The following is a 24,828-nucleotide window of genomic DNA, read 5'->3' as shown; positions in this document are numbered from 1 at the left end:
TATACCGATCAGCGCGTCTGTTTAAAGCGTTCGATGCGCTCGCCGGTTTCCGGATGACTCGACAGCATGTCGCGCAGGGTGTCCCACCGGCTATTGTCCTCCTCGGCCTCTGGGCCCCGATCCTCGCCATGAGCGGCCATCAGGCGCTCCATGATGGTGACAAAGAGCGTCGGATTCAGGTCGTGGTCCGACATTGCTTTCAGGGCATAGGCGTCAGCTTCCCGTTCCATGTCGCGGGAGTAGGACAGGCTCATCATGACTGCCGGAACCACCACGGTTGCGTCGGAAAACGCGGACAGGTCTCCGGTCATCATCACGATCAGCCAGAAAGTCAGTGACGATTGCACCATGCCTTTCATGCCATGGTTATGGGCGACATGGCCGATTTCATGGGCGAGGATGGCGGTCAGTTCGTTGTCATCTTCGGCCAGATTCACCAAGTCGTCTGTGAAGATCATCGTGCCGTCCGGCAATGCCATGGCGTTGGCACCGATGGCGGGAGACGAGCGGAAAATCACTCTCAGGTCCTTGCCCGCCACTGGCGTCAGGTAAGGCTCGAAGTGGGCCTGCAGCGCCTGTTGACGTTCCTTCGACAGTGCAGAAGGTTCAAGCCAGGTGCTGTCCAGCGTACTGAGTGTGGAGTCGCCAACCTGCTCCGCTATACTATCCGGGAGCGCATTTGCCACGGCCTGGGCCGCCCAAGGCACGCCCCAGACAAACGCCGCACCGGTAGTCGCGACGGTGACGACGACCGCAACCAGAATCAGCCCCAGGTGATTCTCCAGCGCGTGTAGCAGGCGATTACCATGCCCTCGCCGGGATTGTCGGCTAAGCTGATCCACCGCGTCGTTGTCCCCGGTTTCGAATACGCCATCGTCAGGCAGGTGGAGGTAGCGGGGGGTGTTGCCAATCCGTGGTGATATGGTCACATCGTCGGGTTTGAGGCGCAGTCGGGTGTCACCCGCATCAACGATGATCACGCCAGCGGCGGAGCGCAGTACTGCGCCCTGCCGGCTGGAGTCATTACCCGAATAGAACTGGCCTTCGATCGTGACTTCAGATGGCGGCGAAGTCGACATCGAAGGCATCTCCCAGCTCCTGTCCCAGCGCACTGGTGCGGTTCTGCTCGGCCGCAACGAAGTGGTTCAGGTCACCGCTGACCCTCATGGCCGTGCAGGAAGCCCGGTACCTTGCCATACGCACCTTGGCCCAGGGTGTGAACAGGCCAAGGGTGAGGACGACCAAGAAACTGTTGGACAGGTAAATCCACACCATTTGCAGCGGTTGCAGGCGAGATTCAAAGCCGTGATGGTCGAGATGGACGGCATTGAGGAAGAGGTTCGAAATTCCTGCCATGAAATAGCCGAACAGTGTCAGGTAGCCAGCACCGGCAATGATCGACCCGACGGTAAAGCCGACATAGCGCATGGCGAGGAACGCCGCAACTCCGAAGGCAATGGCGATCAGCAGACCTTTTCCGAAGAAACGGTAGTAGGATCCGGTATCGGCTTTGAGTGCGAACTCGGTGGTACCGTATCGGCTGCCGTTGGCAATGAATTCGTGGGTTTTCTTCATCACCAGTGGGGTAAGCAGCAGCAGGGTCAGCACGTTCAATAGTGGCCACACAAACGCCACCATAAAGGCCTGGCCATAACGGCCCTGAAAGTCGAAACGGATGTTGCGATAGGCACTGTTGACGGCTTTGAACCGCAGCGAGCGTACCATGATCCAGGGTATGATGGGGATAAATGCAATGGCGAAGACCAGTGCGGCCTCGACGTACATCTCGGAAAGCACCACGTAGACAACCAGAATGGCCAGGGCAATCAATCGGCCTTTGAGGATAGTGATCGGGCTGGCCAGGTATTGGAAACTGGCACCATCGAGTTTGGTGTTGCCATAGAAGTATTGATTGTTACGTACCGTGGCCCAGGCAGAATAGATACCAAGGGTGACAATGGTCAGCAGGATGTTGACGATCCAGATTCCGAAATACTCGCGGCCGTTACCGGTGAACTCCAGCGGTGTTTCCTGCTGTGGGCCGGTCGGGTTGGCCGTTGCCGGCTCGGCGTTCGACGACACTGGCGGTTGGGCGCCGGCGGTTTCCGTTTCGAGGTTTACAGCAGCGGCTGGTTGTTTCGCAATGTGTACTTCGGCACCGGCTTTTGTCAGTCGCTCATGGTAAACCACGGCGTCCGCGTGACTGAGACCGGACTTGAGTGTCTTGGTGGCACCGCTGAAAAGACTGGCAGTACGTTCGTCCGAGATCCGAAACAGGGCTTGTACATTTCCCCTGACCTCTGCGTCGTTGAATCCGTCGAGAATCTGTCCGGCAAACGTTATCTGATAGAGTTCGTTGTGGCGTTCCTTGGTCATGACGTCCCTTGTACCTGTTGTTCCCTGATGGGGTGTTCATGTCACCCGTTGTAATCGAAAAGTGGGGTTGCGCTCGTAAAAGACGGTTACGGGAAGAAAGTTACCAGAAATTCATGTGGCATCCGTGATATCAGGCACAAATAATCCATGTTAAACCGACAATAAACCGTCGTAAGGAAAATTGGGGGCAGGTGTTGTGACCACAGAACAGGGAGTTGTCTTCGCAGTGCTGGCGGCCACATTGGCTCTGTTCATCTGGAACCGGCTACGGTTTGATGTGGTGGCCATGCTGGCGTTGTTGTCGATCGCAATTGCCGGCTTGGTACCCACGGACGAACTGTTTTCCGGCTTTGGTCACCCTGCCGTGGTGACTGTTGCGGCGGTTCTGGTGATCAGCCAGGGCCTGGTAAATGGCGGCGTGGTGGACAACATAGCCCGGTTCCTGGGGAGGGTAGGGCACCGTCCCACCTTGCAGGTGCTCACCCTGACGGCGGTCGTTGCGCTCTGTTCCGGTTTTATCAACAACGTGGGTGCGTTGGCGCTGTTGATGCCGGTAGCGGTGTGGATGTCCAGGGAGGCAGGGCGCTCGCCCTCACTGTTGCTAATGCCACTGGCGTTTGGTTCGCTGCTCGGAGGCACCATGACACTGATCGGTACGCCTCCGAATATTATCATCGCCAGCTATCGGGAAGGCACCGAAGCGTTCGGCCTGTTCGACTTTGCGCCGGTGGGCGCTGCGATCACTTTTGCCGGCATCGCTTTTATCGCTCTGGCGGGTTGGCGATTGACACCCAGAAGGGGCGACGATAGTGGGGATGACGACAAGCTTTTCAGCGTTGGCGACTATCTGACCGAACTGAAAATCCCCGAAGGATCTCCTCACGCTGGCGCGACGCTCCACAACCTGCTGGCGGAAAGCGGGGAAGACCGGGACGTGGTGGTGCTGGCGCTGATTCGCGACGACAAACGCCAGCTTGCGCCATCGACCTATAAGGTGCTGCAAGAGAATGACCTGCTTCTGGTGGAATCGGACACCGAGAGCCTGCAGGCGTTCCTCGACAACACCGGCCTGGAACTCGGTAGCCAAGATGACGCCGACACCGAGTCCGAAGAGGACAAAGCGGCACGGAAAAGCCGTAAAAAGGAACTGAATGAAGGTGAGGTGCAGCTGACCGAAGCGGTGATTACCCCTGAGTCTTCCCTGGTGGGGCAGACGGCCAACCGTCTCAACCTGCGCGAGCGCAACGGCCTCAATATTGTTGCCGTTGCCCGACAGGGGCATCGGCTGAAGCGCCGTCTGGGGGATATTCGCTTCAATGCCGGTGATATTCTGCTGGTGCAGGGCTTCGAAGACACACTAACCTCGACGTTGTCCGACATCGGTTGCCTGCCCCTGGCCGAACGTGGGTTGCGCCTGGGCTCTTCCCGCAAGACCTTACTGGCATCCGGCATCTTTATCATCAGTATCGTTGCCATTGTCAGCGGTTGGCTGTCAGCCCCGGTGGCATTAGTGTCTGGCGCTGTGGCCATGGTACTGACCAAGCTGATTGACGCCCCCGGTGCCTACCGGGCCATCGACTGGTCTGTGATAGTGCTGCTGGCGGCGATGATCCCGGTGGGACAGGCGCTGGAAACCACGGGTGGCGCAGAGCTGATCGCCGGCCAGATGCTGGCAATTGGCGACGGACTGGCCCCGTCGGCCGTGTTGGTCATGGTTCTGGTGGGAACCATGCTGTTGTCGAATGTGGTCAATAACGCAGCGGCGGCCATTCTGGTCGCGCCTATCGCGCTGAGCCTGTCCGCTGAACTTGGTATGGCCTCCGATGCGGTGCTGATGGCGGTTGCGGTCGGCGCGTCCTGCGCCTTCCTGACGCCCATTGGTCATCAGTCGAATGCGTTGGTGATGGAGCCCGGAGGTTATCAGTTTGGCGATTACTGGCGTCTGGGGTTGCCACTGTCGATCCTGGTCACTGCTGTTGCCGTACCGATGATCCTGCTGGTTTGGGGGTAATGGGTCGGGCATCGAGAGCGTTTCCTGTGCCGGCCTCTCTGTTATGCTGAAAGCGAGAAACGGGTAAATCAACGGAGCCGACATGACGCAGAGCGAACAGGCGCAAAAAACAGAATTGCTGGCCGAGTTGGAAGCGACCCGCCACCGGACCTTTGAACTGGTTGGCTCCCTCAGTGATGAGCAGCTTGAGGTGCCCTACCACCCGGGTGTGAACCCGCCACTTTGGGAAATGGGGCACGCGAGCTTTTTCTACGAAGTGTTCGTTTTTAACCGTCTGGATGGTACCCCGAGCTACGATCCGTCCATGGACGACCTCTGGGATTCGTTTCACATCGACCACGGAGACCGTTGGAGTCGCAAGCTCTTCCCCGGTCGAGAGCAAACCCTTCAGTATTTCAACATCATCTACGATCGCGTTGCCTCGCGCATCGCACAGCAACCACTGACCGACGAGGCCCTGTACCTCTATCGTTACGCCATTTATCACCAGCACATGCACATTGAATCGATGACGTGGTGTCGGCAGACGGTTGACCTGCCAGCTCCCCCTGGCTTTGTTGGCGCCTTGCCAGAGCGTTCGGAACCTCTGGCCGGGGATGCACTCATCCCCGGCGGTCGCTACCAGATCGGAATGCCGGGCGAGTCTGCCTGCTACGCCACCACAGACTTTGCCTTTGATGGGGAAAAGCCGCGTTTCGAAACCCCGGTGGAGCCCTTTGCCATCTCCCGCACCCTTGTGTCCAACCGGGAGTTTCTGGCGTTCGTTGAGGATGAAGGCTACCGGCGACCGGAACTCTGGTCTTTCGGAGGGCGCAAGTGGTTGAGTACCGATATTGATATTTCCCTGGTGCATGGCAGCGCCCAACCAATGTTACGGGAGCCCAGGCACCCGCTTTACTGGCGCTGGCACGAGGGCGAATGGCAGGAGCGTGTGTTTGACCGCTGGCAGGCCCTGAACCTGGATGCGCCTGTCGCCCACGTCAGCTATTGGGAGGCTGAGGCCTATTGCCATTGGGCGGGCCGGCGCTTGCCAACAGAAGTGGAGTGGGAGGCAGCGGCACTGGGTAACCGGAGTGGCGAGGAATTTCGCCGTTTTCCCTGGGGGAATGAACGGCCAACTCCCGACCACGCGGATCTCGACGCCACCCATATGGCGCAACAGCCGGTATGGGATTATCCGGCGGGTGAGAGCCGTTCCGGCTGTCGCCAGATGATTGGCGGCGTCTGGGAATGGACCAGCAGTCAGTTTCTTCCCTACGACGGATTCAGGGTCGATATGTACCCCTTTATGTCCACCTTGCAGTTCGGTGATCATAAGGTGACCCGGGGCGGCGGGTGTGCGACATCCTCGTGCCTGATTCGGGGTACTTACCGACAAGCCTACCTGCCCCTGCGCAACGACGTGTACACCGGGTTTCGCACCTGTGCGCTGTCTGATGCAGCTTCCGGTACACGGTGAGGATCATATATGAACGTTTACGAGACTGACGAATTACTCGGGCAGTACCTGGGGTTTCATTTTGGTGAAAGCCACTTTGGGGTAGGAAATTATCCCGCCCGCTGCGCCGGTATCTGCCAGGAATTGATGGCGGGCCGGGATAAACGACGGGCGCTTGACCTGGGGTGTGCCGTAGGCCGAACCGCCTTTGAGCTTGGTCGGGTCTTTGATCATGTGGTGGGGGTGGATCTTTCCCGCCGGTTTATCGATGCGGCTACAACGCTTCAGAAGACCGGTGAGATCGATTACTTTCGCCGCGACGAAGGGGAGCTTGGCGAGCGGATAACGGTGAGCCTGAATGCCCTGGGTCTCGACCGGGCGGCTGAAAAAGTATCATTTGCCACCGGTGACGCCAGCAACCTGGGGCCGGAACATGTGGATTATGATCTGGTCTTCGCCGGCAATCTGATCGACCGCCTTCAGGATCCGGGCGCCTTTCTGGAAAGTATCCATCGACGCCTGGCGGTGGGTGGCTCACTGGTAATCAGCTCGCCCTACACCTTGATGGATGAATTCACCCCGATTGCCAACTGGATCGGCGGGTACGAACGCAATGGCCAGCCGTATACGGTCTATCAGGGAATGAAAGAGATACTCTCGCATCATTTTGAAGAGAGTCAGCCGCCCAGGGACGTGCCGTTTGTCATTCGGGAAACCCGGCGTAAGTTTCAGCACACCATTGCGGAGCTCAGTGCCTGGCGTCGAATCCGATGATCAGTCCCGGCGGGCAAAAAGCGCCGTCTGCGTGGGGTGCCCAACCCCGGGTACATAGTCTCCAATACCTCCAAATCGCACGTCATAGCCATTGCGCTCCGCCACGCCACTGGCCCAGCGCTGGAACTTGGCTCTGTCCCATTCGAATTTATGGTCTTCCTCGCGGAATTCACCCGGTGCCAGGTCGAACAGGGGGTTATACTCCCGATTTGGGGTGGTCATAAACAGATACCCTGGCCGGTATTCCCCGAACACCGCGCGTTCCACCTTTGATAGCTGCTCCGGCGGGACATGTTCAATGGTTTCTACCATGGCGGCCGCGTCGTAGCCGGTCAGGGCCGCGTTGCTCTCGGCGTAGGAGCCGCGGACCAGTCGGATTCTCGGGGTTTCCTCGCGCAGGTATTCGGCGAGCACGGCACGGGCCTGCTGCAGAGACACACCGGAATCTTCCAGGCCGGTTATGCTCTCAAATTGGTCGTCCGCCAGCATCCGGTAGAGCAGGGAGCCGGAACCACAACCCAGGTCCAGTACACGCTTTGCCCCGGTTGACTTCAGAGTACGCAATACGAAATCCAGACGCTCCTCGTGCAGGGATGTCATCTGGGTCATCATGCCGTCCGGAACCATAAGTTCGTGCATCAGGCTTTTGCGTTCTCCGTCGGTGGTGGTGCCTGGTGGTTGCGGTGCAACACCTGGCTTGCCAGGGCAACACCGGTTTCGCTCATCGTGAGATAGGCCTCGTCCGCACCGGCTTCGCGAATTCGTTCTGCTTCGTCGGCGTACAGGGTATGCGCCACGATATAACCGGTGAACCCCTTTTTCCGAAGGTTTCTGGCGGCGATCAGTTTGCCTTCGATGTCGCCCATGGCAAGGATGACGGCTTCAACCGCCGGCATGTGCAGCCCCTGCCAGAAAGAGATGTCCTCCGCGTCACCAAAGACCACATTGCGTCCTTCCCTCTGGTGTTTTTCCACCTTTGCCGGATCGGAGTCAAGCGCCTTGATCAGTGGCTCCTCATGAGCAAGCTGGTCATAGGCGGCTGAGCCGGTACGACCCATACCCATCACGAGTAATCTGGTGTTACCCAGGGAGATGGGTTGCTCATCGGGGTGGCGCCGCTGGCTTTCGAAACGAGCCAGGCGAGCACTGAAACGCTCATAGACCGCGTGGGAAAGCCGGTTCACGGGGGCGGACACCACGAAGGACAGCGCTACGGTGATGGCCAGCGGCACCAACCATTCCGGCAGGGCAACACTGGCCACGATAAGGCCAAACTCACTGTAATTGGTCAGTGACAGGGCGCTCAGGAAACTGCTGCGCGAGCGCAGGCGGAAGGCCAACAACAGGAAAAAAAACAGTACTCCCTTCAGGGGCACTACTAGCAGCGCTACGGCTGCAAATAGCAATGCCTCACCATCCGGCAGGCCGCCGATACCAATCTGCAGGAAAAAGCCCACCAGGAACATTTCCTTTACGCTCCAAAGCGATTTGGTCAGCTCCTGGGCGCGAGGATGATTGGCCAGCATGGCACCTAACACCAGGGCGCCAAGCTCCGAACTCAGCCCAACTGCTTCAAAGCCGAGCCCGCCAAGCACCAGGGCCAGCAGGAGCCCGAGCAGAACCAGCAACTCATCGTGGCCACTGGCGTCCAGAAGTTTGAACAGCAGTGGTCTGAGCAGGGGCAGGCCAAAGATGATGAGCGCCCACTGGGAGGGCGTCTGGCCGGCGGCCAGGCTCATCACCACGAGGGCAACCAGATCCTGCATGATCAGGATTCCGATGGCGACGCGTCCATGGAAGGCCCTCAATTCACGCTTGGTCTCCAGCACCTTGGCCGCCAGTACCGTACTGGAAAAAGAGAGCGCAATGGCGAGCAGAAATGCGGTCTGCCACGTGAGCTCCATCAGCAGGTAGAGGCCGGGGGTAAACACCGCACAGGTGATGCCAAAGTGCAGCAGACTGCCACCGATGACTTCAGGGCTGATGATGGAGCGTAGCTTGAGCTTCAGGCCAACGGTAAACAGCAGCAACAGGACGCCCAGGTGGGCAATGTGTTCAAGAACATCGGTAGCTTCAATGGCGAGGTCAGTGGCGGCGGAGAGACCACTCAGCACAAACCCCGCTGCCAGGTATCCCACCAGGGGCGGCAGGCCAATGGCTTTGACCGTCAGGCCGAGGACAAAGGCAAAGGAAATCCATAGTGCTTCGGGCATGGGTCACGTCACGGTTTAGAAATACGACTCTGGCAAGGCTACCGTGTTTCTGTCGGGCCGTGTAGTCAAAACTGACTTGTCGTGCCAGTTATCACGCGTTGGCGATCACTTTCCCTGGCCGGTGGCGGTTGCGACGAACTCGCGGAACAAGCGTGCGGATTCTTCTGGCACCTCGACCATGGGGGCGTGGCCGACGCCTTCCAGAAGCACTTTACGGGCATCTGGGATTCGCTCGACGAACACATCAGCGTTGCGATAGTTGATCACCCGGTCTTCCATACCCCAGACCACCAGAACCGGTGCCTGGATGCGGGTGATGGCATTGCGGAAGTCATCCTCGTAACCGGTATCCCGGATGGCATCGAAAATCACTTCGTTGACGTCGCGGTTGGCAATGGCCTTCTCTTCCATGATGTCGTAAATGGGCCAGGGCACGAAGGGTTTCTTCTCCAGCGCAAAATCAACCAGGCGTTCAAAGTCGCCCTCCTGGGAGGGGATCAGCGGATTGTCACCGCCCATGACCAGGCTGACCAACTCGCTGTCGTACTCAAAAATTCCCGCCGGATCAAAGAGGGTGGCGGTGAGGATCTGGTCCGGGTAGGTCGCTGCATAGAGAGCGGTGATGGCGCCGCCCATGGAGTTGCCCATCATGTGCGCTCTCTGGACGCCCAGAGCATCGAGAATCCTCGACAGGTGCCTGACCTGATCCTCGAATCGATATCCCAGGTCCAGCTCCTTGCTGCTGTCACCATGGCCGGGCAGGTCGATGGCGTAAACGTTGAACTCATCCGTCAACTGCCGCGCCAGTCGGGTCCAGTTGTCCTTGTTGGCGCCAAAGCCATGGACGAGCACGATGGTGTCGCCGTCCACCGGCTCTGCATTGCTCAGGTAGGCAATGGTCATCTCACCAACGGTGATACTGGATTCCTCCAGCCCGGCACTGGAGCGTTCCCAGCCAATGGCGTTGTCATACAGAGCCTGGCGGGAACAGGCACTGATCATCAAGGTGATGATCAGTATTGAGAGGGTCGACAGGACAGATCGTTGAGCCATCAGAGCGTTCCTTGCGAAGAGTGGGCAGATTCGGGCCTGCGCTATCAGGTGTTTTCCCTGGCAATCGCGCGATAGGCAATGTCCTTGCGATAGAAGGCACCGTCCCATGAAATGCGCGCAGCTACCTCGTAGGCGCGCTTCTGTGCCTCCGTGACGGTATTGCCCAGGGCCGTGGCGCACAGCACTCGTCCACCGTTGGTAGCCACCTGTTCCCCGTTCAAACGGGTACCGGCGTGGAAGACCTTCTCGCCCTCGGTTTCCGATTCTGGCAGCCCGGATATGACGTCGCCCTTGTTGTAGCTGCCAGGATAGCCGCCCGCAGCCAGCACGATGCCCACGGAAGCGCGCTCGTCCCAGTCTGAACGGCACTGGTGAAGCCTGCCGTCAATGGCGGCACCGCAGAGTTCCACCAGATCCGATTTCATCCGCAGCATGATGGGCTGGGTTTCCGGATCGCCAAAGCGGCAGTTGAATTCAATAACCTTGGGGGCACCTTCGCCATCGATCATCAGGCCTGCGTACAGGAATCCCTTATAGGGATGGCCTTCCGCCGCCATGCCGCGAACGGTGGGATAGATTACCTCATCCATGATTCGCTTATGGACATCCTGAGTGACCACCGGAGCCGGGGAGTAGGCACCCATGCCGCCGGTGTTGGGGCCGGTGTCGCCATCGCCCACGCGTTTGTGGTCCTGGGAGGTGGCCATGGGCAACACGTGCTCGCCATCCACCATCACGATAAAACTGGCTTCCTCGCCGTCCAGGAACTCCTCGACCACCACGCGGCTACCGGCATCGCCGAAGGCATTGCCCGCCAGCATATCGCGAATGGCATCTTCGGCTTCTTCCAGCGTCATGGCGACAATCACGCCTTTGCCGGCGGCGAGGCCATCGGCTTTTACGACGATAGGCGCGCCCTGCTTGCGTACATAATCCAGTGCCTGGTTCACGTCGGTGAAATTGGCGTAGGCGGCGGTGGGGATGTTCTGACGGTCCAGGAAGTCCTTGGTGAAGGCCTTGGAGCCTTCCAGTTGCGCGGCACCGGCGCTGGGGCCGAACACCCGCAAACCGCGCTCTTCGAACAGGTCCACAATGCCATCAACCAGCGGCGCCTCGGGGCCGACAATGGTCAGGCCCACATGGTTGGCCGCGGCAAAGTCCGCCAGACCATTGAGGTCCATGACGTCAATGTTGATGTTCTCCAGGCCGGGTTCGCGGGCGGTGCCGGCGTTGCCCGGTGCGACAAATACACGATCCGCGCCCGGTGACTGGGCGGCTTTCCAGGCGAGGGCGTGTTCGCGACCGCCGGAGCCAATAACAAGAATATTCATGGTCGGTTCCTGTGTGTCGGATTAGTGCCGGAAGTGGCGCATGCCGGTAAACACCATGGCAATGCCGTGCTGGTTGGCAGCGTCGATCACTTCCTGGTCGCGCATGGAGCCGCCTGGCTGGATCACGGCGGTAATGCCGGCTTCAGCGGCGGCGTCGATACCATCCCGGAACGGGAAGAAGGCATCGGATGCCATCACCGAGCCTTTGACTTCAAGGCCTTCGTCGGCGGCCTTGATGCCGGCGATTTTCGCACTGTATACCCGGCTCATCTGGCCGGCTCCCACGCCGATGGTGCGCCCGGCCTTGGCGTAAACGATCGCGTTGGACTTGACGTACTTGGCCACTTCCCAGGCAAACAGCAGATCGTTCAGCTCCTGCTCGGACGGCTCACGCTCGCTGACCACCTTGACGTCTTCCATCGCCACCATGCCCAGATCGCGGTCCTGAACCAGCAGACCACCGGTGACGCGCTTGTAGTCCAGGGACTTGGCGCGCTCACCATCAAATCCGCCGCAGGCCAACAGGCGGACATTCTTCTTGGCGGCAACCAGCTTCAATGCCTCCGGAGCGATGGTTGGGGCGATGATTACTTCCACGAACTGGCGGTCAATGATGGCCTTGGCGGTTTCCGCGTCCAGTTCTCGGTTAAAGGCAATGATGCCGCCAAACGCAGAGGTGGGGTCGGTGGCGAAGGCCAGATCATAGGCCTGTAGGATGTCAGCACCGATGGCCACACCGCAGGGGTTGGCGTGCTTGACGATCACGCAGGCGGGATCGGCGAAGGGCTTGACGCATTCCAGCGCGGCGTCGGTGTCGGCGACGTTGTTGTAAGACAGTTCCTTGCCCTGAAGCTGTTTGGCCGTGGCAATGCAGGCTTCCCTGGGGTTACGCTCGGTGTAGAAGGCAGCCCGCTGGTGGGGGTTCTCTCCGTAGCGCATGTCCTGAACCTTCAGGAACTGGGTATTGAAGGTGCGAGGGAAGTCGGCGTTGTCGTTATCGGCGGTGCGACCACCAAGATAATTGGCGATAGCACCGTCATAGCCGGCAGTGTGCTCGAAGGCCTTCACAGCCAGGTCGAAGCGCGTGGTGTAGCTCAGCTCGCCGTCGTTGGCTTCCAGCTCTTTCAGGACCCGGCTGTAATCGGAGGCGTTCACCACAATGGCCACATCGTTGTGGTTCTTGGCGGCCGCGCGAACCATGGTTGGCCCGCCAATGTCGATGTTCTCAATGGCGGTGGCGAGGTCGCAGTCCGGCTTGGCGATGGCATCCTCAAATGGGTAGAGGTTTACAATCACCATGTCGATAGGGTTGATGTTGTGCTCTGCCATCACCGCGTCGTCGATGCTGCGACGCCCCAGGATGCCGCCGTGGATTTTCGGGTGCAGGGTTTTGACGCGGCCATCCATCATTTCCGGGAAGCCGGTGTAGTCACTGACTTCGGTGACGGGTACCTGATTGTCCTGGAGGAGGCGAAAGGTGCCACCGGTAGAGAGCAGTTCGATGCCGCGATCGGTCAGTGCACGGCCGAATTCAACGATACCGGTTTTATCAGACACGCTGATCAGCGCACGACGGACGGGGGTATTAGCCTGATTTGCCATGGGTCACTTATTTCTGCTGGGTATGAACGAATGAAGGCCTCGCGAATGGTGTCCGGGAGGCCCTCGTTGCAATCGGGTAGCTGGATTATAGCAGACCGTACTGTTTGAGCTTCTTGCGCAGGGTGCCGCGATTCAGGCCAAGCATGGTCGATGCCTTGGTCTGGTTGTTGCGGGTGTATTTCATCACCTGTTCGAGCAGCGGAGCCTCGACTTCCGATAACACCAGTTGATAGACCTCGGTCACTGGGGCGCCATCGAGTTGGGCGAAATAGTTTTTAAGGGCAACTTCCACGCTGTCGCGCAGGGTAACCGTGTTGCCGCTGCCGTTCACCGTTTGCAATTGATGAATATCATCGTTGGCCGGTGGGGTCAGGTTCTCTTTAGCCAAAGTCTCAGCGGTCATGCTGCGAATACCTCTCCATTTCGTAAGCCTGCAAAGTACTGTTGAATACTGTCTTTCTGCGCCATCGCGTCGTCAATGGCGTTGAAGCGTTTTCTGAACTGTTTGTCTTCGTCGTGGGACTGGAGGTACCAGCCCACGTGTTTCCTGGCAATTCGTACGCCCATGGTTTCGCCGTAGAAGCGGTGCAGGGCGTCCAGGTGTTCGCTTAGTACCTGTTCCACCTCATCCACAGGCGGCTCTGCAAGGTGCCTGCCGGTTTCCAGGAAATGCAGGATCTCCCGGAAAATCCAGGGCCGGCCCTGTGCGCCACGGCCGATTAGCAGCCCGTCAGCACCGGTGAACTTCAGTACATGCTGTGCCTGTTCCGGCGAGTTGATGTCGCCGTTGGCAAATACTGGAATGCTCACCCGGGACTTCACGTCGGCGATCGTGTCGTACTCGGCTTCGCCCTTGTAGGCATCGGCGCGGGTACGACCATGAATGGCCAGGGCCTGGATGCCAGCGTCTTCTGCCATGCGGGCAATCAGTGGCGCATTCCGATGTTCCCTGTCCCAACCTGTGCGCATCTTCAGTGTCACCGGGATGTCAACGGCGGACACGACCGCTTCCAGGATATCCCGCACCAGCGCCTCATCTTTCATCAGTGCTGAGCCGGCGGCCTTGTTACACACCTTCTTGGCCGGGCACCCCATGTTGATGTCGATGATCTGGGCGCCGAACTCGGCATTTAGCCTTGCGGCGTTGGCCAGCATTTCAGGATCGCCGCCGGCAATCTGCACAGAGCGGGGCTCGGGTTCGCCTTCATGGTTCATGCGCGTTTGTGACTTGCGCGTATGCCACAGTTTGCTGTCCGCAATGACCATCTCGGATACAGCCAGCCCAGCGCCCATTCGCCGGCAGAGCAGGCGAAAAGGCCGGTCTGTTACACCGGCCATGGGTGCAACAATCAACGGATTGGGCAGGGTATACGGCCCGATTTTTGCCGTTGGCAGCATGATCTGAATCCGTGTAACAGCGGGTTAAGCGAACGTCGGATGTGATCGGCTGCTCAATAAGTAATCGATCCTGATCCGAAGGGCGGTAATGATACCGCTGGCAGAGATCCTATTGAAGGGGCGAAGCCATGAAAAAATTGATTATTTTTCGTCCTTTCTGGTTGACTTTCGGTCTATTCGGTGGCCGCACCCATTTTCTGTTGAGTGAGGACTTGCTTACTCCTGATAGGCGCGGAAGGCTATATTGTAGTTCACGGCGTCCTTTCCAGGGTCGCGGATGTTGATGACGATTCTGACCGGGGTATCGGTGGGCATTGCCTCAAGATCACGGCCGTCTCCCGCCAGGTACTCGTCCGGTGTGAACACACTCTGGGCGACCACATCACCATTCAGGTTGGAAAACGTCAGGGCGATGGCGGGGAATGGCTGTTCAAAAGCGGCCCGGTTGATGATGACGGCATCGACCACCAGTTGGCTGCGGTTTTCCGGGTTGGTTCGAACTACCAATTTGCGGCTCTGGATGGCATCCACATTGAGTAGCGGGTTCAGTTCGCAACCGGCGATCTCGCAGCCCTGTTCGTAAAAGGGGCGCAGTTCCGGTATGGAAGACAGGCGGTCGAACTGGAACCAGGTGACTTGCGCCACCAGGACGCCGAGCAGCGCGAGGACGATCAGGGTCCATAGCGCCGTTCTCACGCGCCCCCTGCCATTGCCTGCCACAGAGACCGGTTCCCTGCGCAGGTTGCTGTACGGGGAAACGGCGACTAGAGGTTCGTTGTCAGTCACCGGGCCGGCGTCATAGTCGAAGGATGATGATTGAGGTTCATCGACGTAGAAACCATCCGCGTTGTCTACGGGTTCCAGGCTCAGGTCTTCGGGTTCCCGTGGTGTTTCTTCGGGCTCATCCCACGCCGGTTCTTCAAATGGCTCGTTTTCGGGGGGCTCTGATTGTGGTTGGTCGAACTCCACAGGTTCTTCTGGTGGCTCGGGTTCTGTAGGGGCGGGCTTGGCCCTGCGTCTGGTGTCGTCTTCTTCGGACAACATCGCCTCGGCCCAGCTTTCATCGATTTTTTCGTCGGTTACGTCGCCATTGTCGGTCTCGAACGTGCCACTGCTGCGCTCGTCGACGGTGCGAAAGCTGTCGCTCAGTTCGTCGTCGGAGAAGGTCAGCCGGGTACCGGCGTATGGGCCCTCAGCAGCATCTTCCTCAGGGTTGTCCGCAAAAATCAGGTCATCATCCGAGGTGAACCCTGGATCTGCCGGAGCATCCTGCTGTTCCGATGCGGCCGGGCCGCTCTTTTGGCTGGAAATGCCTGAAGCGCCCTCGCTTATCCGGTGTTCGACGGCATTGAACACCGCCATGCAGTTGCCGCAACGCACTTTTCCGCTGGCTACGCTCAGCTGTGCGTCGGTGACCCGGAATCGGGTTTCACATTTTGGGCATCGTGTCTGCAGGCTGCTCTGGGTCATGCTTCTTTCCTGTAAGCGGCGTCGCTACGAGTCACGGAGTTTAGTTGGTTCGTAAGAGTTCGTCACCTGTCGTTGCGCCGTCCTGTGAGCCGTATCCACTCCTCGCGTTGTTCCGGCTCGTCCATGATGAACCAGGGCTCGTAGGCCTCCATGACCTCCCGGGCCTGGTTGGACAGTATGCCGGACAACACAATATCACCGCCCGGTTTTACCTTTGCAGCCAACCTGGGCGCGAGGCCAATCAATGGCTGAGCCAGTATGTTGGCCAGCATGATGTCCGCCATGGTATCGGGTTCATCCCCGGGCAGGAACAGGTCCAGCCGGTCTTCTTCAACCTTGTTGCGGCGCGCGTTTTCCCGGCTGGCCTCCAGTGCCTGGGGGTCTGTGTCGACCCCGATAACGTGGTCGGCGCCCAGCAACAGGGCCGCAAGACCCAGTATGCCGGAGCCACAGCCATAGTCGATCACTTGCCGTGAGGTCACGTTCTGACCATCAAGCCATTCCAGGCATAGAGCCGTGGTGGGGTGGGTTCCGGTACCAAAGGCCAGGCCGGGATCCAGCAGCAGGTTGGCGGCGTGTGGGTCTGGAGCGTCATGCCAGCTGGGTACGATCCATAGCCGGTCACCGAAGCGCAGCGGCTTGAAATCGTCCATCCATTCACGCTCCCAGTCCTTGTCCTCCACCAGGGTAACGTCGATGTCGGGCAGTGACTGTTGTGTCTGCTGATGCCAGGCATCCTTAACGGCGGCGCAGAGCTCTTCGATGTCGCGATCGGACCCGAACAGGCCGGTGACGCTGGTCTGGTGCCAGAGCGGCGTTGTGCCCGGGTCGGGCTCGTACAGGGGCTGGTCTGCGGCATCTTCCATGGAGACGGCCTCAGCGCCCATCTCCATGAGCAGATCCTCAAGCTGGTCCGCGTTCTCCGGATCAGCTGGGATCTGTAGTTGTATCCAGGGCATGTGGGTGTCCTGTTTGGTAGACGAATCGACTGATCGGGTCAGTCCCGTATCAGTTTTTCCAGATAATGGATGGTGAAGTCTACCTGTTTAAAGCCACCATCGCGCACCAGTTTCCTGTGCAGCGCCTGATTCGTCTTGATGCCCTCGACCACCAGTTCATCCAGCGCATTCTTCATACGGCGGCGGGCGATCTCCCGATCGTCTCCCCAGGTAATCAGCTTGGCAACCATGGAGTCGTAGAACGGGGGTACCGTATAACCGCTGTACAGGTGAGAGTCGACCCGTACGCCGTTACCACCAGGCGCATGGAAGTGTTTGACCTTGCCTGGGCTAGGTACAAAGGTTTGCGGGTCTTCTGCGTTGATGCGGCATTCCAGCGCGTGGCCGGTAATCTTGATCTCGTCCTGGCTGTATTGCAGGGGTAGGCCACTGGCGATACGCAACTGCTCGCGAACGATATCGACACCGGTCACCATTTCCGACACCGGATGCTCCACCTGTACCCGTGTGTTCATTTCGATAAAGTAAAAGGCGCCGTCCTGGTACAGGAACTCGAACGTACCTGCACCCACGTAGCCGATTTCCTTGCAGGCGTCGACACAGGCTTTCAGGGTTTTCTCGCGCGCTTCCGGGTCGATATTCGGCGCAGGGGCTTCTTCGATGACCTTCTGGTGCCTACGTTGCATGGAGCAGTCACGGTCGCCAAGGTGAATGACGTTGCCGTGGGTATCCGCCAGTACCTGCACTTCGACGTGGCGGGGGCGTTCCAGATATTTTTCGAGATAAACCGTAGCGTCCCCGAAAGAGTTCTTCGCTTCCGACTGTGTGACCTGCACGCTCTTTAGCAAGGCCGCTTCGGAATGAACCACCTGCATGCCACGACCGCCGCCGCCAGAGGCGGCTTTGATAATGACCGGATAGCCAATTTTACGGGCGATTTCCAGGGTGCGGTTGTCGTCATCCGTCAATGGGCCGTCGGAGCCCGGCACGGTGGGAACACCCGCCGCAATCATTGAGTTGATGGCAGAGACTTTGTTGCCCATCAGGCGAATGGTATCTGCTCTGGGGCCGATAAAGCGGAAGCCGCTTTTTTCGACCTGTTCAGCGAAATCCGCGTTTTCGGCGAGGAAGCCGTAACCGGGATGGATACCGACGGAGTCCGTCACTTCAGCCGCACTGATAATGGTCGGGATGTTCAGGTAGCTGTCTGTGGCACTGTTGGGGCCGATACAGACCGACTCGTCCGCCAGGCGAACATGCATGAGGTCGCGGTCGATCTGGGAGTGGACAGCCACGGTTTTGATGCCCAGCTCCTTGCAGGCACGCAGGATGCGCAGGGCAATTTCGCCGCGATTTGCGATCAGGACTTTTTCTAACATAGCCATGAGAGTATCACCGGGTTCAGGAAATGATGATCATCGGCTGGTCGAATTCGACCGGCTGACCGTTTTCCACCAGGATCTCGGCGACGGTGCCGCTCTTGTCTGCCTCGATCTGGTTCATCATCTTCATGGCTTCGACGATGCACACCACGTCGCCGGCTTTCACTGACTGTCCGACTTCCACGAACGCTTTCGCGGTGGGCGAGGGCGAGCGGTAGAAGGTGCCGACCATTGGCGACTTCACCGCGTGGCCGGAGGGCTCTGCCGGCTTTGCGGGCTCGTCGGCGGCTGGCGCGGACGGCTGCGGTGAGGCGGGCTGGGGTGCTGGTGAGGGATACTGGGCCATATACTGTGGCGCAGCCAGTTGTTCACGGCGTCGGGAGATGCGAACAGAATCATCACCCTCGTGAATCTCCAGCTCCTCGACGTCGGATTCCTCCAGCAGTTCGATAAGTTTCTTGATCTTGCGAATGTCCATAGTCAGTCCGATCCCGTTTTAATCAGTTCTATCGATGAATTCGTTGCAGGGCGGCTTCGAGTGCAAGGTCGTACCCCAGGCTGCCCAGCCCGCAGATAACGCCATCGGCGATATCAGAAAAGTATGAGTGATGACGGAATGCTTCCCGCGCATGCACGTTGGAAAGATGGACCTCAATAAACGGTATGCCCGAGGCCAGCATGGCGTCCCGCAGTGCAACACTGGTGTGGGTGAGCGCCGCCGGGTTGAAGATGATGAAATCAACCCCTTCTGATCTGGCTTCATGTATCCGCTCAATCAGTTCATATTCCGCGTTTGACTGTAAATGTAGCAGGTGATGGCCATCTTCGGCGGCTTTCCGATGCAAACGGTCGTCAATGTCCGCCAATGTCTCGTGGCCGTACACCTCCGGCTCGCGGGTTCCCAGCATGTTCAGGTTGGGGCCATGAAGTACGAGTATGGTCGACATGATTTCGTCTGCCTTGCTGACTTTTTTACAGGATCGCCGAATTTAGCGACATTTTCCCTCAATGGTGCGTTCTTGAAGTCTTCAGATCAACACTTTTTGACAATCGGGTATGTGTCGAAAAGTATCTCACCCACACAAAAGCAATCTTTGTCGTTTGCACGGTCATTGTCGTGAAGGGTGATCAGGAGTTCTATAAGACGTTGGTTTCATAAAACGGCCCCGAGAGCGGGGCGGGGCCGTTGGTGGGGAGGGCCAATCAGTGTCGGTTGGATTCAGTCGCCGGCGGCGGTCACGCAATTGCGGCCCTGGGCCTTGGACCGGTAAAGCGCCCTATCCGCACGTTCGCAGATGGCCTGAGATGTATCGCCTTTCCATGCGGCAACGCCGCAGCTGAAGGTGACGTTAAACTCTCGGTCACCAGCCGGTTGCAAGAGCTCTGAGAAACGCTCGCGGATTTCGTTCAGTACATTGCGGGCGTCACTCTCGCGGGTGGCCGGCAGGATAATGGCAAACTCCTCGCCGCCGTATCGGCCAATATGGTCGGTCTTGCGCAATCGTTGTTTCAGGAACATGGACAGGCTTCGCAGCACACGGTCGCCAATGGGGTGGCCGAAGGTATCGTTCACCTTTTTGAAGTAGTCGATGTCGATCATTGCAAAGCACAGTTGTTGGTCTTTCTGCCGCGCCCGTACGATCTCCTGATCAAGCAGGTGCAGGGTATGGGTGTGATTGAACAGGCCGGTAAGGCTGTCGCGGATCATCAGCGCCAGCAGCGATCGGGCACGGCGGCCACGATTGTGTATCGTGGAGATCAGATGTTTCGGGTCAATCGGCTTGGTCAGGAAGTCATCGCCCCCAAGGCTCATGGCATGCAGCTGTTTGGTAACGTCTTCCTCCGCAGAAAGGTAAATGATCGGCACGCTGTGGAAACGGTCCTGTTGGCGGATCACCCGCGCGATCTCCATGCCGGTGCAGCCGGGCATGTACATGTCCAGAATGATGATCTCTGGCGAGAACGATTCCAGTGCATGAATGATTTCCATGGGGTCGGTGATGATGTGGGCATTCATGCCGGCCTTTTTCAGCACCGTCTCCATGAACTTGGCCTGGGCGCGAGAATCATCCAGCACCAGAACCTTGTAAGGCTCCACCGTATTGCCATGGGTGTAGGTTTCAATTTTTTCGATCAGCTGGCCGGGGTCAACTGCTGGGTAAAAGAATTCCTCGCCACCGCATCGGGACGCCCGCAGGCGGGTTTCTATGGTGCCGTCCTCATCGCTCATGAAGATGATGGGAATGGGAGTGTCGTGGCGTTCCTGAAGCCGTTCAATGGTGGCAATCCCGCTAAGGGGCTCGCCGCCGTAGTTAACATCCATCAGGATGGTTTCGGGTTTGTGGAGTGCGCAGGCTTCGATCAGCTTGTCGGCGGTATTGAATGCCGACGCACGAAAGCCGAAAAACTCAAGCTGGCGGATCAGGCGGCTGGCCATTTCTTCACTGGCCAGAGCAATATAGACAGGCGTACGTCGATATTGCTGGGGGGCTTCACTGGCTTCCTGGTCGGTCCGTCTTGACGTGCAGTGAGACAGTTGCTCAATGGCATCCTGGAGTTTGCGACCCAGGCCTTCGGGGAGCATGCTGCCTTCCGGCCACTCACCAATCAGGTCAAACACCTGGCGCCCGGAATCGGCATGACTTTCCATGTCGAAGCGCTTTGCGTAGCGAACCAGTTTGTCGGCTGCCCTGGCAAAATCGCCCTTGAAAGCGGCAGACTGGCCGGTGTCTTCACGGATTTTTTGCCATGTATCCAGGACCACGCGTGCCTGGGTGGTGACACGGCGAGCGAAGTGCTGCCTGAGTTTGTCTTTCTGGCTTTCGTCGTTCATGGTGCTCCGGCCTGTGTTTTTCTCGTTCTGAGCCGCCCGTTTCCGGTACAGACGGATATTTTCAACAGTAATCTTTTTGCAGAGTCTATAGTGTTTAGTGTTGTCGGCGTAGGTGACGCAGTGTAAATGTTTGTCAACTCTGCGGGACAGGTCACATCAGATGTCCGACAATCCTTGCTTCAGACAGGGGCTGCCAGTGATGGCACGGACGCAAAACGACAGACATGTTTCTCGCCAGCGGGGTGTAATCACCTTGCGGAGTCTGCTGCTGCTGTTTACCGGTGGCATGTTACTACTCGTCCTGGTGGCAGCGGCAAGCGTCAGTTTTGACCGGTTCCGGGATTACCTGTCGGGCCAGCTCCAGGGTCACGCCCGGGACGGCGCCACGGCCATCGGCCTTTCATTGTCCGGTGCCATTGATGGTCGCGACCCGGTGGCCTCATCTTCATTGATCGATGCGGTTTTCGACAGTGGCCGTTATCTCTCTGTGGTCTACGTCAATAACCAGGGTGAGGAAGTGGTCGGGCGGGAAACCTCACTGCGTGAGGTCGATGTGCCGGACTGGTTTATGGCGCTGGCGGATCTGCCCCTGCCGGCGGGCGAAGCGGAAGTGGTGCGTGGCTGGAGCCGGCTGGGCAAGGTGCGGGTCGTAAGCCACCCTGGCCGGGCCTACGAAGACCTGTGGGTGGTGACGGTGAGAATCGTGGCCGGCTCTGCCCTGATTGGTGGCCTTGGGCTGATCGGCCTGTTCTGGATGATGACACGCCTGATGCGTCCGCTCAGGGCTGTTGAGAAGCAGGCCAAGGCCTTGGGTAAACGGGACTTCAGGCGCCGGGTTGACATTACCTCCACGCGGGAATTGAACCAGGTTACCCACGCCATGAATCAGATGGCGGATGACCTCGGTCGACTCTTTGAGGGCCAGGCCAAACTGATTCAGCACCTGCGCAAGGTCAACAACGAAGACAGCCTGACCGGGCTTGCGAGCCGGGGGGCGTTCGAACAGCGCCTAAAGGTTGAAGTGGAATCGGAAGAGCGGTCCGCCCCAGGGGTGCTGTTCCTGATTCAGTTGGGAGCGTTCGCCCAGTATAACCAGAGTTATGGCCGCGACGAGGCCGACCGTATGCTGATTCGCATTGCGGGTGCGCTGAATGCCTTTGTTAACGCCCACAGCGATTCGTTCGCCGGCCGCGTGACTGGCGCCGGGTTTGCGGTCTTCCTGCCTGGCGTTTCACGCGCCGACGGCGTGATCTGGTGTCGTCAATTGGTCGAGGAGCTGGACGGCATCTACTCGGACCTCTCCGCTCCCATGGATGTGGCTGTTCACGCAGGCATTGCCCAGGCCGCCGAAACCCGCAAAGCGGGTGAGCTGATGTCGGCGGCCGACGAAGCGCTCCGGCAAGCACAGATGGAGGAGGGATCTGCCTGTCATGCGGCTGATCGCGACCGGCCTGAGCACCATGACAGTGAAAAATGGCGAGTCATGATTGGCGAAGCGATTGCACAGGGACAGATGTCATTGTGGATGCAGCCCATGATCAGTAGTGGTGGTGATGAAGTGCTGTTTCACCAGGTCTTTTCCCGAATGAAAACGGTGGACGGCTGGATCAAGGCGGGTATTTTTGTGCCCATGGCGGAACGGTTCGGCATGATCCCTGACATTGATCGCTGGGTGCTTGAACGTTCCCTGGTGCTTTTGCGTCAGGAGCCGGACACCCGTCTGGCATTAAGTCTGGGCATGGTTTCTGTGGCCAGCGAGGCATTTCGTAAGGATTTCCTGGAACAGCTGTCCGCTGCAGGCAGCGAGCGCCGGCGAATGCAGATCGGCATTTCAGAGCAAGCTATTCACCACCACCGTGCGGCGGTGGGACTCCTGGTGCGTGAGCTGAACCGGCTCAAGTTGCCTGTGATTGTCGACCGGTTCGGTGTAGGTGGGGTGCCCTTCAGTTACCTGAAGGATCTGAGGTTCCAGGCGCTGCGTATTGATAACAGCTTCGTTCATGATATCGATAGCCATGACGACAATCGCTTCTACCTCGAATCCGTGACCACCATCGCCCACAGTCGCGGCGTTCGAGTCTACGTTGCAGGTGTTGAAACGGCCCGTGAATATGCGGCACTTCAGGGTGTCGGTATTGATGGCGCAATGGGTTACCATCTAGGCCGGCCGTTTGAGACGGAATACTAGTGTTTGATCGCGGCCCCAGTGCCGCAAGAAACGTCGCAAATTGCATAAACGTTGCCGTTGCTTCATGGTATTCGCAGTGTGTAAACGGATAGCGTACGGGATATAACGACAGACAGGGGAACTGAAAACCGATGCCAGGAAGAATCAGACAGTATTTCAGTGATCGCAAAGACGATGTTCGGGATTACACCGGTGGCGGGGTTGTCGGTAAATTTATACTGGCCGTCGTGGTTGTCTACCTGCTTGTTGCGATTGTGCTCGGCATGATCTGGAGTAGTGAGCCAGACCTGTTCTCGGTACGCGAACACACACGCACTGTGGCAGACGAAATGCAACGTGAACCCGTGGCCGGTTTCGCAACAACGGTAACCATGATCCGGGTTGCAGAGACTCTTCTCGATAAGCCCGGCGGCTACGTTTCCAATGACATATTCCCGCCAGGGCTTTGGCTCGACAATATGCCCAACTGGGAATACGGTGTGCTCGTTCAGCTTCGCGACCTGTCTCGCGCCATGCGCAAGGACATCAGCCGTTCCCAGAGCCAGTCTGCTGAGGACCCGGATCTGACGATTGCCGAGCCCCAGTTCCACTTTGACAGCGGCAGCTGGGCTATTCCGTCCACCGAGGCGGAATATCGGCGTGGCATCCAGGCGCTTCGCAGCTACCTGGATCGCTTGTCACGCCCGGATCAGCCCAATGCCCAGTTCTTCGCCAGGGCCGATAATCTGGCCAACTGGTTGGCAGACCTGGAAACCCGTCTGGGCAGTCTTTCGCGCACGCTTGGTGAGAGCGTCGGTAAAGCGTCGGTGTCTGACGCTGTGTCCAACGTCAATCCCGGAGACCCGCTGTCGGAAGATGTCATGGGCGAGGAGGTCAAGACTTCCTGGACGAAGATAGACGACGTGTTCTACGAAGCGCGCGGCAGTGCCTGGGCCCTGTTGCATATCTTCCGCGCCATTGAAGTGGACTTCCGCAAGGTGCTTAACGACAAGAACGCCCTGGCCAGTGCCAAACAGATCATCATCGAACTGGAAGGTGCGCAGGGCGAAATGTGGAGCCCCGTGATCCTGAACGGCAGCGGCTTCGGTGTGCTGGCCAATCATTCATTGACCATGGCGGCATATCTGTCCCGCGCCAGCGCTGCGATCAGCGACATGCGTGACCTGCTGACCCGAGGCTGATGCCGATACAGCATCGCCGCATAAAAAAACCGGGCCACGCAGCCCGGTTTTTTGTCGTTGCCTGAAGGCTCCTCCGATCAGCCTTTGTAGGCCTTCACGGACGCTTCGATGGCCTTCTTGGCTTCGGCTGCATTGGCCCAGCCCTGAACCTTAACCCACTTGCCCGGCTCCAGCGTCTTGTAGTTCTCGAAGAAGTGCTGGATCTGGTCGCGGAGAAGTTGCGGAAGATCTTCGACATCTTTCACGTCGGTATAGCTCTTGGTGAGCTTGTCGTGGGGGACGGCAACCAGTTTGGCGTCACCACCGGCTTCGTCTTCCATGTTCAGCACGCCAACCGGGCGGCAGCGAATCACGGAACCGGCCTGTACCGGATACGGAGTCACCACCAGCACGTCAATCGGGTCGCCGTCGTCAGCCAGGGTATGGGGAATGAAGCCGTAGTTGGCCGGGTAGAACATTGGAGTTGCCATGAAGCGGTCTACCAGAAGAGCGCCCATGTCCTTGTCCAGCTCATACTTCACCGGGGAACTGTTGGACGGGATTTCGATGGCGACGTAGATGTCTTCCGGCGGGTTTTTGCCAGCAGGGATATGGTCGAAGTTCATGATCGATCCTTTCT

21 protein-coding genes are annotated in these 24,828 nt (G+C 58.4%); 5 read left to right on the top strand and 16 right to left on the bottom strand.

Going from position 1 to position 24,828, the window contains the following annotated elements; translation table 11 throughout:
• Positions 1–8: 8 nt before the first annotated feature.
• Positions 9–1,079, bottom strand: a complete 1,071-nt coding sequence (locus AC13D2_RS07360) for a M48 family metallopeptidase (RefSeq protein ID WP_292048768.1) — start codon at positions 1,077–1,079, stop codon at positions 9–11.
• The gene (locus AC13D2_RS07355) at positions 1,057–2,376 is read right to left on the bottom strand and encodes a YjgN family protein (protein WP_292048767.1); all 1,320 of its coding nucleotides are present in this window, start codon (positions 2,374–2,376) and stop codon (positions 1,057–1,059) included. The genes AC13D2_RS07360 and AC13D2_RS07355 overlap by 23 nt, the downstream gene beginning before the upstream one ends.
• 196 nt (positions 2,377–2,572) lie before the next feature.
• Between AC13D2_RS07355 and AC13D2_RS07350 the strand changes: the two genes are divergently transcribed.
• The 3 genes from AC13D2_RS07350 (at position 2,573) to AC13D2_RS07340 (ending at position 6,599) form a co-directional block, all read left to right on the top strand.
• Positions 2,573–4,387: an SLC13 family permease gene (locus AC13D2_RS07350; protein WP_292048766.1), complete on the top strand. Its 1,815-nt coding sequence runs from the start codon at positions 2,573–2,575 to the stop codon at positions 4,385–4,387.
• Between the two features lie 82 nt (positions 4,388–4,469).
• A complete protein-coding gene (senA, locus tag AC13D2_RS07345) occupies positions 4,470–5,846 on the top strand; it encodes a selenoneine synthase SenA (protein WP_292048765.1) in 1,377 nt (458 codons plus the stop codon).
• 9 nt (positions 5,847–5,855) lie between these two features.
• The gene (locus AC13D2_RS07340) at positions 5,856–6,599 is read left to right on the top strand and encodes a putative 4-mercaptohistidine N1-methyltransferase (protein WP_292048764.1); all 744 of its coding nucleotides are present in this window, start codon (positions 5,856–5,858) and stop codon (positions 6,597–6,599) included.
• Here AC13D2_RS07340 and AC13D2_RS07335 read toward each other — a convergent pair whose 3' ends face one another.
• From AC13D2_RS07335 to AC13D2_RS07275, 13 genes are all read right to left on the bottom strand, one after another.
• A complete protein-coding gene (locus AC13D2_RS07335; protein WP_300498311.1) occupies positions 6,600–7,238 on the bottom strand; it encodes a methyltransferase domain-containing protein in 639 nt (212 codons plus the stop codon).
• On the bottom strand, positions 7,238–8,812 hold the full coding sequence (locus AC13D2_RS07330; RefSeq protein ID WP_300498313.1) for a cation:proton antiporter family protein: 1,575 nt from the start codon (positions 8,810–8,812) through the stop codon (positions 7,238–7,240). The genes AC13D2_RS07335 and AC13D2_RS07330 overlap by 1 nt, the downstream gene beginning before the upstream one ends.
• 105 nt (positions 8,813–8,917) lie before the next feature.
• Entirely contained in the window at positions 8,918–9,865 is a 948-nt protein-coding gene (locus AC13D2_RS07325; RefSeq protein WP_300498314.1) for an alpha/beta fold hydrolase, read from the bottom strand.
• A 44-nt stretch (positions 9,866–9,909) separates the two neighbouring features.
• Positions 9,910–11,196 (bottom strand): phosphoribosylamine--glycine ligase, encoded by a 1,287-nt coding sequence (purD, locus tag AC13D2_RS07320; RefSeq protein ID WP_482938398.1) that lies wholly within the window; start codon positions 11,194–11,196, stop codon positions 9,910–9,912.
• A 21-nt stretch (positions 11,197–11,217) separates the two neighbouring features.
• Positions 11,218–12,798, bottom strand: coding sequence for a bifunctional phosphoribosylaminoimidazolecarboxamide formyltransferase/IMP cyclohydrolase (gene purH, locus AC13D2_RS07315; RefSeq protein ID WP_292048759.1), 1,581 nt, complete (start codon positions 12,796–12,798; stop codon positions 11,218–11,220).
• An 85-nt stretch (positions 12,799–12,883) separates the two neighbouring features.
• The gene (fis, locus tag AC13D2_RS07310; protein ID WP_292048758.1) at positions 12,884–13,201 is read right to left on the bottom strand and encodes a DNA-binding transcriptional regulator Fis; all 318 of its coding nucleotides are present in this window, start codon (positions 13,199–13,201) and stop codon (positions 12,884–12,886) included.
• On the bottom strand, positions 13,198–14,193 hold the full coding sequence (gene dusB / locus AC13D2_RS07305) for a tRNA dihydrouridine synthase DusB (RefSeq protein WP_292048797.1): 996 nt from the start codon (positions 14,191–14,193) through the stop codon (positions 13,198–13,200). Before dusB ends, fis begins: the two co-directional genes overlap by 4 nt.
• 219 nt (positions 14,194–14,412) lie before the next feature.
• Entirely contained in the window at positions 14,413–15,666 is a 1,254-nt protein-coding gene (locus AC13D2_RS07300; RefSeq protein WP_292048757.1) for a DUF3426 domain-containing protein, read from the bottom strand.
• A 62-nt stretch (positions 15,667–15,728) separates the two neighbouring features.
• The gene (prmA, locus tag AC13D2_RS07295) at positions 15,729–16,625 is read right to left on the bottom strand and encodes a 50S ribosomal protein L11 methyltransferase (protein ID WP_292048756.1); all 897 of its coding nucleotides are present in this window, start codon (positions 16,623–16,625) and stop codon (positions 15,729–15,731) included.
• Positions 16,626–16,663: 38 nt separating this feature from the next.
• On the bottom strand, positions 16,664–18,010 hold the full coding sequence (accC, locus tag AC13D2_RS07290; RefSeq protein WP_300497134.1) for an acetyl-CoA carboxylase biotin carboxylase subunit: 1,347 nt from the start codon (positions 18,008–18,010) through the stop codon (positions 16,664–16,666).
• 16 nt (positions 18,011–18,026) lie between these two features.
• On the bottom strand, positions 18,027–18,485 hold the full coding sequence (gene accB, locus AC13D2_RS07285) for an acetyl-CoA carboxylase biotin carboxyl carrier protein (RefSeq protein ID WP_300497137.1): 459 nt from the start codon (positions 18,483–18,485) through the stop codon (positions 18,027–18,029).
• Positions 18,486–18,513: 28 nt separating this feature from the next.
• Complete coding sequence (gene aroQ, locus AC13D2_RS07280) at positions 18,514–18,954, bottom strand: type II 3-dehydroquinate dehydratase (RefSeq protein WP_300497140.1); 441 nt, start codon at positions 18,952–18,954, stop codon at positions 18,514–18,516.
• Positions 18,955–19,226: 272 nt separating this feature from the next.
• The gene (locus AC13D2_RS07275) at positions 19,227–20,840 is read right to left on the bottom strand and encodes a diguanylate cyclase (RefSeq protein ID WP_300497143.1); all 1,614 of its coding nucleotides are present in this window, start codon (positions 20,838–20,840) and stop codon (positions 19,227–19,229) included.
• 199 nt (positions 20,841–21,039) lie between these two features.
• Between AC13D2_RS07275 and AC13D2_RS07270 the strand changes: the two genes are divergently transcribed.
• Together AC13D2_RS07270 and AC13D2_RS07265 are read left to right on the top strand one after the other, a co-directional pair.
• Positions 21,040–23,028 carry a bifunctional diguanylate cyclase/phosphodiesterase gene (locus AC13D2_RS07270; protein ID WP_482938397.1) on the top strand — a complete coding sequence of 663 codons (1,989 nt, stop codon included), beginning with the start codon at positions 21,040–21,042 and terminating at the stop codon, positions 23,026–23,028.
• A 131-nt stretch (positions 23,029–23,159) separates the two neighbouring features.
• Positions 23,160–24,209 (top strand): DUF2333 family protein, encoded by a 1,050-nt coding sequence (locus tag AC13D2_RS07265; RefSeq protein ID WP_482938396.1) that lies wholly within the window; start codon positions 23,160–23,162, stop codon positions 24,207–24,209.
• A gap of 77 nt (positions 24,210–24,286) precedes the next feature.
• On the opposite strand, the gene ppa is transcribed toward AC13D2_RS07265, so the two are convergent.
• Positions 24,287–24,814, bottom strand: coding sequence for an inorganic diphosphatase (gene ppa, locus AC13D2_RS07260; RefSeq protein WP_036210530.1), 528 nt, complete (start codon positions 24,812–24,814; stop codon positions 24,287–24,289).
• Positions 24,815–24,828 lie beyond the last annotated feature (14 nt).

This window comes from Marinobacter sp. B-12 (genome assembly GCF_056857915.1).
Note: the sequence above shows the minus strand (reverse complement) of the source record. Positions and strands in the feature narration are given on the sequence as shown.